Annotated in this window: 11 protein-coding genes; 10 read left to right on the top strand and 1 reads right to left on the bottom strand. The window is 73.1% G+C overall.

Annotated elements, in window-relative coordinates:
• Nucleotides 1-187 precede the first annotated feature (187 nt).
• The 3 genes from ACIP98_RS35130 (at nt 188) to ACIP98_RS35120 (ending at nt 2939) form a co-directional block, all read left to right on the top strand.
• The gene (locus ACIP98_RS35130) at nt 188-460 is read left to right on the top strand and encodes a hypothetical protein (protein WP_401980048.1); all 273 of its coding nucleotides are present in this window, start codon (nt 188-190) and stop codon (nt 458-460) included.
• Nucleotides 461-869: 409 nt separating this feature from the next.
• Nucleotides 870-2342: a glycerophosphodiester phosphodiesterase family protein gene (locus ACIP98_RS35125; RefSeq protein ID WP_401980047.1), complete on the top strand. Its 1473-nt coding sequence runs from the start codon at nt 870-872 to the stop codon at nt 2340-2342.
• Between the two features lie 150 nt (nt 2343-2492).
• Nucleotides 2493-2939 (top strand): SRPBCC family protein, encoded by a 447-nt coding sequence (locus ACIP98_RS35120; RefSeq protein WP_319664810.1) that lies wholly within the window; start codon nt 2493-2495, stop codon nt 2937-2939.
• A gap of 42 nt (nt 2940-2981) precedes the next feature.
• On the opposite strand, the gene ACIP98_RS35115 is transcribed toward ACIP98_RS35120, so the two are convergent.
• A complete protein-coding gene (locus tag ACIP98_RS35115; protein ID WP_401980046.1) occupies nt 2982-3428 on the bottom strand; it encodes an IclR family transcriptional regulator C-terminal domain-containing protein in 447 nt (148 codons plus the stop codon).
• Here ACIP98_RS35115 and ACIP98_RS35110 point away from each other — a divergent pair.
• From ACIP98_RS35110 to ACIP98_RS35080, 7 genes are all read left to right on the top strand, one after another.
• Complete coding sequence (locus ACIP98_RS35110; protein WP_319664814.1) at nt 3415-5799, top strand: MFS transporter; 2385 nt, start codon at nt 3415-3417, stop codon at nt 5797-5799. The two genes, ACIP98_RS35115 and ACIP98_RS35110, sit on opposite strands and share 14 nt — an antisense overlap.
• A 189-nt stretch (nt 5800-5988) precedes the next feature.
• Nucleotides 5989-8517: a SpoIIE family protein phosphatase gene (locus ACIP98_RS35105; protein ID WP_401980044.1), complete on the top strand. Its 2529-nt coding sequence runs from the start codon at nt 5989-5991 to the stop codon at nt 8515-8517.
• Nucleotides 8518-8699: 182 nt separating this feature from the next.
• Entirely contained in the window at nt 8700-9533 is an 834-nt protein-coding gene (locus ACIP98_RS35100; protein ID WP_319664817.1) for a M55 family metallopeptidase, read from the top strand.
• Nucleotides 9526-10863, top strand: coding sequence for a M20/M25/M40 family metallo-hydrolase (locus ACIP98_RS35095; RefSeq protein WP_401980042.1), 1338 nt, complete (start codon nt 9526-9528; stop codon nt 10861-10863). The genes ACIP98_RS35100 and ACIP98_RS35095 overlap by 8 nt, the downstream gene beginning before the upstream one ends.
• Nucleotides 10860-12854, top strand: a complete 1995-nt coding sequence (locus tag ACIP98_RS35090) for a S9 family peptidase (protein WP_401980040.1) — start codon at nt 10860-10862, stop codon at nt 12852-12854. Before ACIP98_RS35095 ends, ACIP98_RS35090 begins: the two co-directional genes overlap by 4 nt.
• Entirely contained in the window at nt 12851-13816 is a 966-nt protein-coding gene (locus tag ACIP98_RS35085) for an LD-carboxypeptidase (protein ID WP_401980039.1), read from the top strand. Before ACIP98_RS35090 ends, ACIP98_RS35085 begins: the two co-directional genes overlap by 4 nt.
• 146 nt (nt 13817-13962) lie before the next feature.
• On the top strand, nt 13963-14997 hold the full coding sequence (locus ACIP98_RS35080) for an NAD-dependent epimerase/dehydratase family protein (protein ID WP_319664822.1): 1035 nt from the start codon (nt 13963-13965) through the stop codon (nt 14995-14997).
• Nucleotides 14998-15112: the final 115 nt, after the last annotated feature.

Raw genomic sequence — 15112 nt, 5'->3', positions numbered from 1 at the left:
GAGCCGGCTGAGGCCACCGTCGAGGACGGGGCCGAGGCGGCACCGGAGGTCCCGCCGCCGTCCGCGCCGCACGCGGTCAGGGTCAGACCGGCGAGTGCCAGAGCGAGCACGGGGACGGCACGGCGGGCGGTGGTGTTCTTCACGGGAAGCTCCTGTTCCTGAAGGGGTCACGGGGTGTTCCCCCGTCGTGATCACCACTCTGGTCGGCGAATCCGCTCGCACACCAGCCCTGCCGAGCCCCCGTTACCCCGTCACAGACGAGCGGTTACCGATCGGCGACACATGGAACAATGCCGTGCTGAAATCCCGACGACTTCCTGACCGGAAGTCCGAGGAGGCCATTTCGGGTGCGGCGGCCGCCGGACCGCCGGACGGAACGCCTGCACACGCCATCGGAATCCAGGAAATGGAATATCGGGGACAGGTTCGTGGAATCCCGGCGCCAATGTCCGTCGGCTGAGCCGGTGAGCCGGGCACGACACCCGTGATACCCGTGACGTGGGGAGGGCCGCCGCGGCCGGAACGCCGCCGGCCGTGTCGACGAAGCTGCCGGTTTCCTGTGCGGTGCGTACTGTCGCGCGGCCGGCCCCGCCGGAAGGCGGTGCCGTCCGGTGATTCTCGGGCTCTTTCCCGTCGTGTTGTGCCCGTCGTGTCGTGCGCGGCATGGAACATCCACGCCGCATCCTCTCTGCGAATGACCGCGGGTGCCGCAACCCGTCGGCGGCCTCGGACGGTTGGACGAGCGATCGCAAAGTCTCGCCGATTGAATTTCCGTGCCGAGTTCGAGTGTGGTGATGTTCAATTCTCGGACGTCGGGGAGGCATGCGACGTACGTCGTCCCTTCCCGCCGCCTTCCTACTCTCCGGCCCATGAAGAGATCAGTTGTGAGTGGTGTTGCCGCGGTCGCCGCTTCCCTGACGCTGGTTGTGGCCGCTGCCGCACTCGGCGGGGGTCTCCCGTCGGCTGACATCGGCCTGGCCGCCGGCCGCGGTTCGGACGGCGCGTCGTACATCTTCGGAGGCCCCGGCGAGGCCGGGAGCACGCCGGCCGCCCGTGCCCACCGGGATCTGCTCGACCACGGAACCGACGCGAAGATCCTCACCACTGCGCACCGGGGCCAGTGGCGAAAGGCCCCCGAGAACTCGCTGGCGGCCTTCAAGGCGGCCTACGACGACGGCGCGGAGATCATCGAGACCGACATCCAGCTCACGAAGGACGGCGTCCCCGTCCTGATGCACGACACCACCGTCGACCGCACCACCAACGGCCGCGGAGCGGTGGCCGACATGACCCTCGCCCAGATCGAGCAGCTCCGCCTGCGCGAGGGACTCGGCGGCGGCCAGGCGGCGGTCACCGACCAGCAGGTGCCGACGCTGGAGGAGGCGATGCGACTCGCCAAGGACCGGGGGCTGATCAACCTGGACAAGGGATGGCCGTTCCGGGAGCAGGTCTGGCAGGTGCTCACCCGCACCGGTACCGTCCGCGACGGCCTCTACAAGAGTGACGCCCCGGTGCCGGAGGTGCGGGACTTCCTCGCCACCCACAAGGGCGCCCTCTACATGCACATGATCACGGACGACAACCTGGGGGCCGTTGCCGCGTTCGGCGACGACCAGCCGGTGGCCTACGAGGTGAACTACGACAGCGTCCAGGACGCCGTGGCCCGCAAGCCGTTCCTCGACGCCGTGGCCCGGCACAGCCGCGTCTTCAACAACACCATGTGGAACGGCCTGTCCGACCACATGACCGACGAGGCGTCGCTGACCGACCCGCTGCGGGGCTGGGAGGCCCTGGCGCGCAGCTTCGACACCACGATCTTCCAGACGGACGACGTGGAGAAGTTCGAGTCCTGGCTCCGCACCGGCGAGGGCGACCCCCTGCCGCACGGCGGCGTACGGGTCCAGGCCGAGGACTTCCTCCCCGGCGAGGACAAGGGCTACCACGACAACGACGGCGGCAACAACGGCGGGTTGAAGATGCGGCCCGGCGAGGACGTCGACATCGAGGACGCCGACGGCAACGTCCGGGTCGGCTGGATGCGCGGCGGCGAGTGGCTGACCTATGACGTGGACGTCCCGCGGACCGCGACGTACGCGCTCTCCGTCCGTGCGTCCTCGCCGTACTCGCCCGCGGGCACCTACACGGTCTCGTTCGACGGCGGCGCCGACAGCCCGCGGGTCGACATCCACAACACCACGAGCCACAGCAAGGAGGTCCTGCAGCCCAGCGGTGTGCGGCAGCGGCTCACCGCCGGCCACCACACCCTCCGGATCAGTCTTCCCCAGGACGCCTACCAGAACTGGAACCTCGACTACCTCCAGCTCGCCCCGGTGCGCCGCTGAAGCACTCCTGGCCGGCCCCCGTCCGGGGCCCGCCGGGACCCGGCCCCCCGAGCGCCCCGGTGGGGGCCGCCGATTTCGCGGGGGCCCGCCCGTGGTGATTGGCTTGCCGTCGACGGCACACGGATCACGGCAAGGCACCGGAGGACGGCGATGGCACAGGTCGAGGCCACCACCCAGCGCGAGATCGCGGCGAGCCCGGAGAGCGTCTTCGCGGCGCTCGCCGACTACGCGGGGACCCGGCAGCGGCTGCTGCCCGAGCAGTACAGCGAGTACGAGGTCCGGGAGGGCGGGAGCGGCGCCGGCACCCTGGTGCACTGGAAGCTCCAGGCGACGGAGAAGCGCATCCGCGACTGCCTGTTCGCGGTCACCGAGCCCACCCCGGGGCAGCTCGTGGAGACCGACCGCAACTCCTCCATGGTGACCACCTGGACCGTCACCCCGGCGGGCGAGGGCCGCGCCAAGGCCGTGGTCAGCACCACCTGGACCGGCGCGGGCGGCATCGGCGGCTTCTTCGAGCGCACCTTCGCACCCAAGGGCCTCAACCGCATCCAGGACGCCGTGCTCGCACGCCTGGCCGCCGAGACCGAGAAGCAGTAGCGAGCGGGAGCGAACCGCTCGGCCGTGTCGGCGCCGTCGCGCTCAGCGCGCGCCGGCGCCGTCGCGGATACCGGGCCGGTAACCCAGACAGCGGGAGGCCTCCGCGGCGGCCTCGACGACACTAGGGGCGAGCCTTCCCACGTCGGCCGGAGTGAGCCGCCGCGTCGGCGCGCCGATGCCGAGGGCGGCCACCACCTCTCCGGTGCTGCCGAACACGGGAGGGCTGATCGAGGCGCCCGGGGCACGCTCAGGACATGCACCGTCGGCGTCTCGGTGGCCTCCGTCGTCGCCGCCCTGCTGCTTCCGTTGAGCCTGTCCCTGAGACGCGGTCCGCGCCCCGCGACCCGCACCCCGGCATGGGCACGGACCTGCGAGCACGTCACTTGAACGGGTGGTTCCGGCCGCCCACGGCGCATCCCCGGGCCTCTTGGTCGTTGTCGAAAGGTCAGGCGCGACGAGGGGAGTGGACACGGCGATGGGCAGCACCATGGCGACGACGCCGGTCGAGCAGAGCGGACCCCTCGCCGACGAGTCCGGCGCCGGAGCGGGCGCGGGCGCGGACGACGGCGCGTCCTTCGGCCACGCGATCCCCGCCGCCGACCTCACACCCCGCAGGGTGCGGCTGGTCTTCCTCGGCCTCATGCTGACCCTGCTGCTCGCGGCACTCGACCAGATGATCGTGGCGACCGCACTGCCCAAGATCGTCGGGGAACTGCACGGGCTGGACCGGATGTCGTGGGCCGTGACGGCCTATCTGCTCGCGTCGACCATCGGACTGCCGCTCTACGGCAAGTTGGGCGACCTCTTCGGGCGCAAGATCGTCTTCCAGTTCGCCATCGTCGTCTTCGTCGTCGGCTCCGCGCTGGCCGGCTGGTCGCGCACCATGAACGAGCTCATCGCCTTCCGCGCCGTCCAGGGCATCGGCGGCGGCGGCCTGATGATCGGCGTGCAGGCGATCATCGCGGACATCGTCCCGCCGCGGCAGCGCGGCCGCTACATGGGCCTGATCGGCGCGGCGTTCGGTCTGGCCTCGGTGGCGGGACCGCTGCTCGGCGGCTTCTTCACCGACCACGCCTCATGGCGCTGGTGCTTCTACATCAACGTGCCCTTCGGCCTGCTGACCCTCGCCGTGATCGCCGTCGTGCTGCGGCTGCCGCGGCCCGCGGTGCGGCCGAGACTGGACGTGCTGGGGGCGCTGCTGCTGGCCGCCGGTTCCACCTGCGCCGTGCTGCTGACGAGTTGGGGCGGCACGACCTACGCGTGGGACTCGGACGTGGTGATCGGGCTGGGTGCCGGGGCGGCGTGCTGCGCGGTGCTCTTCGTGGTGGTGGAACGGTTCGCCGTGGAACCGGTCATCCCCCTGCGGCTGTTCCGCGACGGGATCTTCACCGTGTCGGCGCTCATCGGCGCCGTGACCGGCGTAGGGCTGTTCGGCGCGGCCAGCTACCTGCCCACCTTCCTGCAGATGGTGAACGGGGTCAGCGCGACCGAGTCCGGACTGCTGATGCTCCCCATGATGCTGGGCGTCGTGCTGGCCTCGGTCGTCTCCGGCCAGCTCATCAGCCGCACCGGCCGCTACAAGGTCTTCCCCCTGCTCGGCGGGGCGCTGTCGGTGCTCGGCATGTGGCTGCTGTCGCGGCTGGACATCGACACCCCGCGTGCCGAGTACAGCGTCTACATGGCGGTACTGGGACTCGGCATCGGCCTGGTGCTGCCCGTGCTGATCCTGGCCGTGCAGAACTCGGTGCGGCCCACCGACCTGGGCGCGGCCACCAGCGCCAACAACTACTTCCGGCAGATCGGCGGTTCGGTCGGCGCCGCCGTCTTCGGCACCCTCTTCGCCAACCGCCTCGCGGACCGGCTGGCCGCGGGCCTGCCGCGCGGCGCCGAGTTGCCGGACCCGCAGTCGATCACGCCGCAGATGGTGCACGCGATGCCGGCCGCATTGCGCGACGCCTATGTGCAGGCGTACGCCACCGCGATGCCGCGCATCTTCCTCTACCTGGTGCCCGTCCTCGCGATCGGATTCCTGCTCGCCTTCCTCCTGAAAGAGAAACCCCTGGTGACCCAGCACGTCCCCACCGCCCGCAAGTCCGATCTCGCCGGTGTCCCGGTGTGCGGCACGGTCCAGCACGCCGACGGCAGCACCGTGGGGCGTGCGGCGCTCACCCTCATCGACGTGACCGGACGTCAGGTCGGCCGGGGTGCCACGGGCGACGACGGGCGGTACGCGCTGAGCACGCCGGGCGGCGGCAGCTACGTGCTGATCGCGGCGGCCGGGGGACACCAGCCGCAGGCCGTGAGCGTCACCGTGGGCGAACGCCCCGTGGAACTGGACGTCGTGCTCGGTGGGGCCGGCCGGCTCGCCGGGATCGTGCACACCGCCGACGGCACCCCGGTGCGCGAGGCGACGGTGACGCTCACCGACGCCGGCGGCGACGTCGTGGCCGGCGCGCGGACCGGCCGCGACGGCGACTACACCCTCACCGACCTGATCGCCGGGGAGTACACGCTCGCCGCCAACGCCCCCGCCTACCGGCCCGCGGCCCTCCCGGTCTCCGTCCAGGCCGCCAGGGAGACCCGGCAGGACGTCGAACTGGCCGGCGGCGCCATGCTGCGCGGCACCGTGCGCGCCCCGGGCGGGCGGCCGGTGGAGGACGCGCGGGTCACGCTGCTGGACGCCGCGGGCAATGTCGTGGACACCGCCACCACCGGAGCCGACGGCACCTTCCGCTTTGTGGACCTGGCCGCGGGCGAGTACACGGTGATCGCTTCCGGCTATCCGCCGGTGGCCACCGTCCTCCGTCTGACCGGCGGCGGACGCACCGAACGCGACGTGCTGCTCGGCTACGAGGACTGACGCAGCGGCTTCTTCGTCAGTGACGTTCTGTCAATTTCACATTGGAGTACGCAAGTTTGCCGCAATGACGCGTGCGGCACCCGGTGACGGTCGTACCGTGGTGGTGGAGCCGCAGATCTTGTGCGGGGCGCCGACCACGCCCGGCCGAGATCGCTGTCCGGCGCCGCAGGGGAAGGAGCCGAGCGCGTCATGGAACGTCGCACCCCGCTCGGGGAGGGCAGCCGTCCGGGGCTGCCGCCGCAGCGTACGGGCCTTTCGGGACGCATTCCGCTGGCCGTGGTCGTCGTGGACCGCGACGGGCTGGTCTCCCACTGGAGCACCGGTGCCCGCACACTCTTCGGCAGCACCCGCGAGCAGGCGATCGGCCGCTCCGCGATCGACCTGCTGCCGGTCTCCGGTGCCCTCGGCGACGGGGCGGGCGGCCCCTACGGCACGGACACCGTCAGCGGCGCCGCCTACGGTCCCGGTTCCCTCGGCCCCTACGCGGGTCCCGACCTCGACGCCTCGCTGAGCGGCGAGACCTCCTACCCCACCGCGGGGCGCGCCCGTCTCAACCGAAGTCATGACACCGTTGTCGTCGATGCCCCGGTGGACGTGCTCTGGTGGTCCTACCCCCTGGTCGGGCCGGGGTCCGAGGCGCTCCTCGTCCTCGCCGCCGACGCGGCCCAGTTGCACGTCGGCCCCGGACAGGACGCCGACGCCACCGGGGAGTTCGAGCGGATCGCGCCCGGCTTCGCCCTGCACACCGAGTTCCCCGGCGCCGAAGGGCTGGCCAGGCGACTGCCGGAGATCCTGCCCAGCATGGGTGTCGCCGAGAGCGGCCGGATCGTCGCCCAGGTGCTCGAACTCGGTTACCCCGTCCTGGAGATCAGCCGGCACGACCGCGTCCCGGTCACCCCGGACTGGGGTGTGCCCCGACGGGCCGAGCGCCGCGCCGAAGGGCTGCGCGCCGCCCGCGAGGCCGCCGTCGACCCCGACCCCGGCGCCGCCGCGGCCGCGGCGGCGGCCGAACCCGACATCGAGTACGCCGCCGTCCGGGAGCGCCTGGAGTTCCTCAACGAGGTCAGCGGGCGCATCGGCAGCTCCCTGGACGTGTCCCGCACGATCCAGGAGATCAGCGCCGCCGCGGTACCCCGTTTCACGGACGTGGCGGCCACCTACCTGCGCGGACAGGTGCAGGCCGGCGAGGAGTTCCCGGCCGGGCCGCCGGACGTCACGACCCGGTGGCACCAGGTCGCCGTGGAGCACACCGACGAACCCGGCCGCTGGGACGACGTGGTGCCGCTCGGCGAGTCGACGACGTTCCCCGAGCACACCCCGTTCTTCCAGTGCGTGACCGGTGGGCAGCCCGTGCTCGTGCCGAGGATCACCGAGCCCATGGGCGAGGAGATCGCCGCGCAGTTCGAGAAGCGCGACATCCGGCCGCTGATCACCGGCCGTTCCATGCTGGTGGTGCCGCTCAAGGCGCGCGACCTGGTGCTCGGCTTCATGATCCTCCTGCGTCACCAGGAGCGGTCGCCGTTCAACGACATGGACCGCGTGACCGGCGCCGAACTCGCCGCCCGGGCCGGGCTCGTGCTCGACAACGCCCGCATGTACACGTACCAGGAGAACGTCGCCGACACGCTCCAGGCGGGCGTGCCGCAGCAGATCGCGGCACGCATGCCCGGCTGTGACGTGGTGACCCGCCATCCGCCCGGCATCCGGCAGGGCCGGATCGGGGGCGACTGGTCCGACGCCGTCAAGCTCCCCGGTTCCCGGGTGGCGCTGGTCGTCGGCAACGTCATGGGACACGGGCTGAGCGCGGCCGCCGTCATGGGGCAACTGCGCACGGCGGTGCAGACCATGGCCGCGTTGGACCTGCCGCCCGCTCAACTGCTGCGCGGTCTCGACGACCTCTCGCAGCGGCTCGGCGAGCACTACCTGGCCACCTGCCTGTACGCGGTGTACGACCCGGTTCACAACGAGCTGCTCATCGGCAACGCCGGGCACGCCGCGCCCGTGCTGGTGCGCGCCGAGGACGGTCGCGGCGAGCTGCTGGACGTTCCCACGGGTGCCCCGATCGGCGTCGGCGGAGTGGCCTTCGAGACCGTGCGGGTGCCGGTCGCGCCGGGCGACCGGCTGCTGCTGTGCACCGACGCACTGGTGGAGGCACGCGATCACGACCTCGGCACCGGACTCGCGGCGCTGTGCGAGAGCGCCGTGCGCCGGGCCGCTTCGATGGACGAGGCATGCGACACGGTCATCCGCGCGCTGGACCGGCGCGGCGGCCGCAGGGACGACGTCGCCCTGCTGATGGCCCGGCTCGGCGGCATCGCGCGGGAGGACGTCGTCAGCTGGCAGCTCGCTCTCGACACGCGCGAGGTGCGACGGGCCCGCGCGCTCACCCGCGACACCCTGGAGCGCTGGGGCGCGGCGGAGGCAGCCGAGACCGCCGCGCTGCTGGTCGGCGAGGTCGTCAGCAACGCCGTGCGGCACGCGCACACGCGCCACGTCGAACTGCGCCTGGTCCGCGCGGACGCGCTGCTGTGCGAGGTCACCGACGACGACCACGCGCTGCCCGTCCTGCTCGGCGCGGGGCCGGAGGAGGAGAGCGGCCGGGGGCTGCGCATCGTCAGCCGGCTGGCGCGTGAATGGGGCGCGAGCCGTACGGCGCAGGGCAAGACGGTCTGGTTCGAGCAGCCACTGCCGTGCCGGGACGCCGCCGCGGGGACGTGAGCGACGGCGGGTCACGACGGGCTCCCGACCCCGCGGGCGCGGGGCGTGCGGGCCGTCCGCGAGGGGTCGGCCGGGCGGGCCGGGGGCCGGTCAGGGGCCGATCGGGGGGCTGTCGCGGAAGTTTTCCACAGGCCGGGTGGGGGCCTGGTGTGCGCCGATGACCTTGCGTAACGTTCCGTGCCATGAAGATCCTGATCAGCGCGGACATGGAAGGCGCCACCGGGGTGACCTGGCCCGGTGACGTCGTGCCCGGCAGCGGCCAGTGGGAACGCTGCAGGCATCTGTTCACCTCGGACGTGAACGCGGCGGTCGCCGGCTTCTTCGACGGCGGGGCCGACGAGGTCGTGATCAACGAAGCGCACTGGAGCATGCGCAATCTGCTGCTGGAGCAGCTGGACGAGCGGGCCCGGATGCTCACCGGCCGCCACAAGGACCTGTCCATGGTGGAGGGCGTCCAGCACGGGGACGTGGACGGGGTGGCGTTCGTGGGCTACCACACCGGCGCCGGCACGGAAGGGGTGCTCGCCCACACCTACCTCCCCAACTCCATCACCGGGGTGTGGGTCAACGGGGACCGGGCGAGCGAGGGGTGGCTCAACTCCCTGGTCGTCGCGGAGTACGGAGTGCCGGTCGTGCTGGTCACCGGCGACGACCGCACCGCGCTGGACGCCCACCGGTACGCACCGGCGGCGCGGACGGTCGCCGTCAAGGACTACGTGTCGCGGTACGCGGCGGTGTGCCGGCCGCCGGCCCGCACCGCGGCGGACATCCGGGCGGCGGCCAAGGAGGCGGCCGGCGTCGCGGTGCGGCACGAACCGGCACAGGCCGGACCGTTCACGATCGAGCTCGAACTCGACGCGGAGCACCTGGCGGGCGCCGCGGCCGTGGTGCCCGGCGTCGAGCGCACCGGGGAGCGCCGCGTCGCGTACACCTCACCGACCATGTACGAGGGGATCCGCTGCTTCAAAGCGGTGACCACCCTCGTCTCGTCAGCAGTGGAGGAGCAGTATGGCTGACACCCAGGCGCTCGACGAGGCGGTCCGTTTCACCTCGGAACTGATCCGGATCGACACCACCAACCGCGGCGGCGGCGACGGCAACGAGCGCCCCGCGGCGGAGTACGCCGCGGGGGTGCTCGCCGAGGCCGGCATCGAGGCGGTCGTCTTGGAGTCCGCTCCCGGCCGCGCCAATGTGGTGGCGCGCATCGAGGGCACCGGGGCCGGCGACGCGGAAGGCGCCCTGCTGGTCCACGGGCACCTCGACGTCGTGCCCGCCCAGGCCGACGACTGGAGCGTGCATCCCTTCTCCGGGGAGGTGCGCGACGGGGTGGTGTGGGGCCGCGGCGCCATCGACATGAAGAGCACGGTGGCCATGGTGCTGGCCACCGTGCGGTCCTGGTCACGCGAGGGCGTACGCCCGGCGCGGGACATCGTGCTGGCCCTCACCGCCGACGAGGAGGACAGCGCCGCCTACGGATCGGGCTTCCTCGCCGACCGGCACGCCGGGCTCTTCCACGACTGCACCGAGGGCATCAGCGAGTCGGGCGGCTTCACCTTCCACGCCGGCCCGGGCAAGCGGATCTACCCCGTCGCCGCGGGGGAGCGCGGCACGGCCTGGCTGAAGCTGACCGCCGACGGCAGGGCGGGACACGGCTCCAAGGTGAACCGGACCAACGCCGTGACGCGGCTCGCCTCGGCCGTCAGCCGCGTCGGCGAGCACCAGTGGCCGGTGCGGATCACCCCCACCGTCCGCGCCGCCCTGACCGAGCTCGCCGCGCTCTACGGCGTCGAGCCCGACTTCGCGGACGTGGACGCGCTGCTCACCAAGCTCGGCACCGCGGCCGCGCTGGTCGAGCCGGTGATCCGCAACAGCGCCAACCCGACCATGCTGGAAGCCGGTTACAAGATCAACGTCATTCCCGGCCACGCGGTCGCGCACATCGACGGACGTGTGCTGCCGGGGGGCGAGGAGGAGTTCGCCACGACGATGGACGAACTCACCGGACCGGACGTGGAGTGGGAGTACCACCACCGGGAGATCCCGCTGGAGGCGCCCGTCGACAGCCCGGTCTTCGCGGCGATGCGCGAGTCCCTGCTGCACTTCGACCCCGGTGCGCACGTCGTGCCGTTCGTGATGGGCGGCGGCACCGACGCCAAGCAGTTCTCCCGCCTGGGCATCACCGGTTACGGCTTCTCCCCGCTCAAGCTGCCCGAGGGCTTCGACTACGCGGGCATGTACCACGGCGTCGACGAGCGCGTTCCCGTCGAGGGGCTGCACTTCGGTGTCCGGGTCCTGGACAGGTTCCTGCTCGGCACGCACACCCCGGCCACCGGAGGAGAGCGATGAACGCCACGCCGCGCACGGCGCCCTACGGTGCATGGGAGTCGCCGGTCGACGCCCGCACCGCTGCCGCCCACGACGGACGCCCGGACTTCCCCGGCTTCGTCGGCGAGGAGGTGTGGTGGACCGAGCCCCGCCCCGCCGAGGGCGGCCGGCGCGCGCTGGTGCGCCGGCTCGCCGACGGCAGGGTGGAGTCACCGTTGCCCGCGCCGTGGAACGTCCGCACGCGCGTCATCGAGTACGGCGGCCGGGCCTGGACGGGCGCGCCGGGGCCGTCCGGTCCGCTGATCGTCTTCGCCGACTTCGCCGACCAGCGGCTCTACGCCTACGAGCCCGGGGCGGCCGATGCCGGGCCCCGGCCGCTGACCCCCGTCTCCCCGGTGGGCGACGGGCTGCGCTGGGCCGACCCCCAGCTCCACCTCGACCGCGGTGAGGTCTGGTGCGTGCTGGAGGAGTTCACCGGCGACGGTCCCCTCGACCTGCGGCGGGTGCTCGTGGCGGTGCCGTTGGACGGCTCCGCGGCCACGTCGCGGGACGCCGTGCGCGAACTGTCCGACGACACGCACCGCTTCGTGACCGCGCCCCGCCTCTCCCCGGACGGACGACAGGCCGTCTGGATCGCCTGGGACCACCCCCGTATGCCGTGGGACGGCACGGAGCTCCGGCTCGCGGAGGTCGCGGCCGACGGCACCTTCGGCGGCGTCCGCACGATCCTCGGCGGGCCCGCCGAATCGGTCGCCCAGGCCGAGTGGGCGGCGGACGGCACCCTGCTCGCGGCCACCGACCGCACCGGCTGGTGGAATCTGCACCGCGTCGATCCCGCCACTGGCGCGGCCGTCAACCTCTGCCCCCGGGACGAGGAGTTCGCCGGGCCGGCGTGGCAGATGGGGGCGCGATGGTTCGCGCCGCTCGACAGCGGCACGGTCGCCGTGCTCCACGGGCGTGGCGCGCAGCGGCTCGGGATACTCGAGCCGGCCACCGGCGAACTCGCCGACGCGCCGGGGCCGTGGAGCGAGTGGACCGGTCCCCTCGCGTCGTCCGGCACGCGGGTCATCGGCGTCGCGGCCTCCCCGCGCACCACCTTCGAGGTCGTCGAACTCGACACGTGCACGGGCCACAGCCGCGTCGTCGGCGCCCGCCACGAGGACATCGTGGACCCGGCGTTCGTTCCCGAACCCGTGGAACGGGTCTTCACCGGGCCCGGCGGACGGGAGATCCACGCCCAGCTGTACCCGCCGCGCAACCCCGGCTTCGCGGCGCCCGACGACGAACTGCCGCCCTACGTGGTGTGGGTGCACGGCGGCCCCACCAGCCGCACCCCGCTCGTGCTCGACCTGGAGGTCGCCTACTTCACCTCCCGCGGCATCGGCGTCGTCGAGGTCAACCACGGCGGGTCCACCGGCTACGGACGTGCCTACCGGGAGCGGCTCCGGGGGCAGTGGGGTCTGGTCGACGTGGCGGACTGCGCCGCCGTCGCCGAGGCGCTGGCCGCCGAGGGCACCGCGGACCGTGCCCGGCTCGCCATCCGCGGCGGCAGCGCCGGCGGCTGGACCAGCGCGGCATCGCTGACCACCACCGACGTCTACGCGTGCGGCGTCATCCGGTATCCGCTGCTCGACCTGACCGGCTGGGCAGCGGGTGGCGAGACCCATGACTTCGAGTCGCAGTACCTGGACTCGCTCGTCGGTCCCTGGGCCGAGGTCCCCGACCTCTACCGGGAGCGGTCGCCGATCACCCACGCCGACCGGCTCACGGCGCCGTTCCTGCTCCTGCAGGGCGCGGACGACGTGATCTGCCGGCCCGTGCAGTGCGAGCGCTTCCTCGACCGCGTCGCCGGGCGCGGCATCCCGCACGCGTACCTCCTGTTCAAGGGGGAGGGGCACGGTTTCCGGCGCGAGGACAGCCTCATCACCTCCCTGGAGGCCGAACTCGCCCTCTACGGGCAGGTCCTCGGCTTCACCCCGCCCGGCGTACCCCCTCTGGAGCTCGGCACGTGAGACCACTGCGTCCCCTCGACCCCTCGGCACCCCTGGCGCCCCTCGTCCGTCCGCGCCGGCTCGTCCCCGGCGACCGCGTCGCCGTCGTCGCCCCCAGCGGGCCCGTCGTCCCGGAGCGACTCGACGCCGGGCTGGACATCCTCCGTGAGTGGGGCCTCGACCCGGTGGTGGCACCGCACGTCCGGGACCGCCACCCCCGATTCCGCTACCTCGCGGGGGAGGACGCCGCTCGGGCCCACGACTTCCAGCAGGCGTGGTGCGACCCCGACGTGGCCGCCGTCCTGTGCGCACGCGGCGGTTACGGCGTCCAGCGGATGACCGATCTGCTGGACTGGGACGCCCTGCGGGCGGCCGGCCCGAAGGTGCTGCTCGGCTTCAGCGACATCACGGCGCTGCACGAGGCCTTCGCCCTCCGGCTGGGCCTGGCCACCCTGCACGGCACGATGATCGCCGCCCAGGCGTTCGTGAAGGACGGGCCGACCCGCGACCACGTGCGGGCGACGCTCTTCGATCCCGAGAGCGTACGGGTGCTCGGCTCCGCCGACGCGCGCACGCTCGTCCCCGGTACCGCGCGCGGAATCACCGTCGGCGGCTGCCTGTCCCTGATGGCGGCGGGGATCGGCACACCGGACGGGCGCAGCGGCATGGCCGGCGGCATCCTGCTGCTGGAGGACGTCGGCGAGGAGCCGTACCGCATCGACCGCACGCTGACCCAACTGCTGCGCTCCGGCCTGCTGGACGGCGTCGCGGGCATCGCCCTCGGCTCCTGGCAGGACTGCGGCCCCTACGAGCGGGTCCGTGAGGTGTTGCGCGACCGGTTGGGCGGACTGGGCGTACCGGTCCTGGAGGAGCTGGGGTTCGGCCACGGCGACAGGAGCCTCACCGTGCCGCTGGGCGTGCCCGCCGTGCTCGACGCCGACGCCGGCGCGCTGACCCTGGAGGTGCCCGCCCTCGACGGATGACCTCCGGCACACTCGCCGCGGAAGTCCTCAGGACAGCCTCCCGGAAGTCCTCCGGAAGTCCCGGAAGTCCTCCGGAAGCTTACGAACCCCTGACGGCCGCGCGCGTCCGGGTGGAGTCGGGCCTGCCAGGACCTACGGTCGACAGCATGCTGGTACTCGTCACGGGCGGCGCGGGCTTCATCGGCTCGCACATCGTCACCGCCCTCGTAGAAAACGGCCACGGCGTCCGGATCCTGGACCGCGCGGACGGCCCCGCGCCCGAGGGCACCGAGCTGCGGCGGGCCGACGTCCGCGACCCGGCGGCCGTGGCCGACGCGCTGCGCGGCGTCGACGCCGTGTGCCACCAGGCCGCCATGGTCGGCCTCGGCAAGGACTTCGCCGACGCGCCGGACTACGTGGCCTGCAACGACCTGGGCACCGCGGTGCTGCTGGCGGCCATGGCCGGGGCCGGCGTGCGCGAACTGGTGCTCGCCGGCTCGATGGTGGTGTACGGAGAGGGTCGCTACACCTGCGCCCGGCACGGCCTTGTACGCCCTGGGCCGCGGCGCCCCGAGGACCTCGACGCCGGCCGTTTCGAGCCGCCGTGCCCGCACTGCGGCGAGCCGTTGCGCCCCGGCCTCGTCGAGGAGGACGCCCCTGCCGACCCGCGCAACGTCTACGCGACCACCAAGCTCGCCCAGGAGCACCTGGCCGCCTGCTGGGCCCGCGCCGTGGGCGGCCGCGCGGTCTCCCTGCGGTACCACAACGTCTACGGCCCCGGCATGCCCCGCGACACCCCCTACGCCGGAGTCGCCGCGCTCTTCCGCTCCGCCCTGGCGCGCGGCGAGGCGCCCCGTGTCTTCGAGGACGGGGGCCAGCGGCGGGACTTCGTGCACGTCCGCGACGTCGCGGCGGCGAACGTCACCGCCCTCACCGCCGTCCGCTCCGCCGCCGGTTCGGGCGACGCCCCCGGAACGCTGCGCGCCTACAACGTCGGCAGCGGCGAGCCGCGCACCGTCGGCGACCTCGCCCGAGCCCTGTCCACGGCCTGCGGCGGGCCCGAACCGGTGACCACCGGTGAGTACCGGCTCGGCGACGTCCGGCACATCACCGCTTCGTCCGGCCGGCTGCGCGACGAACTGGGCTGGAAGCCGCAGGTCGGATTCGCCGACGGAATGGCCGAGTTCGCCGAAGGGGCCTGAGCCGCACGGGCGACGCCCCCCGTCCGACACCCTGTCGGGCGACCTGCCGTCCGGCGACCCCTCGTCCGGCGACCCGCGGTCCGGCGACCCCCCGTCCCGCGAACCGCAGGGCGGG

Source organism: Streptomyces sp. NPDC088354 (assembly GCF_044753585.1).
GTDB lineage: Bacteria > Actinomycetota > Actinomycetes > Streptomycetales > Streptomycetaceae > Actinacidiphila.
This window is presented reverse-complemented; position numbering and strand designations above follow the sequence as displayed.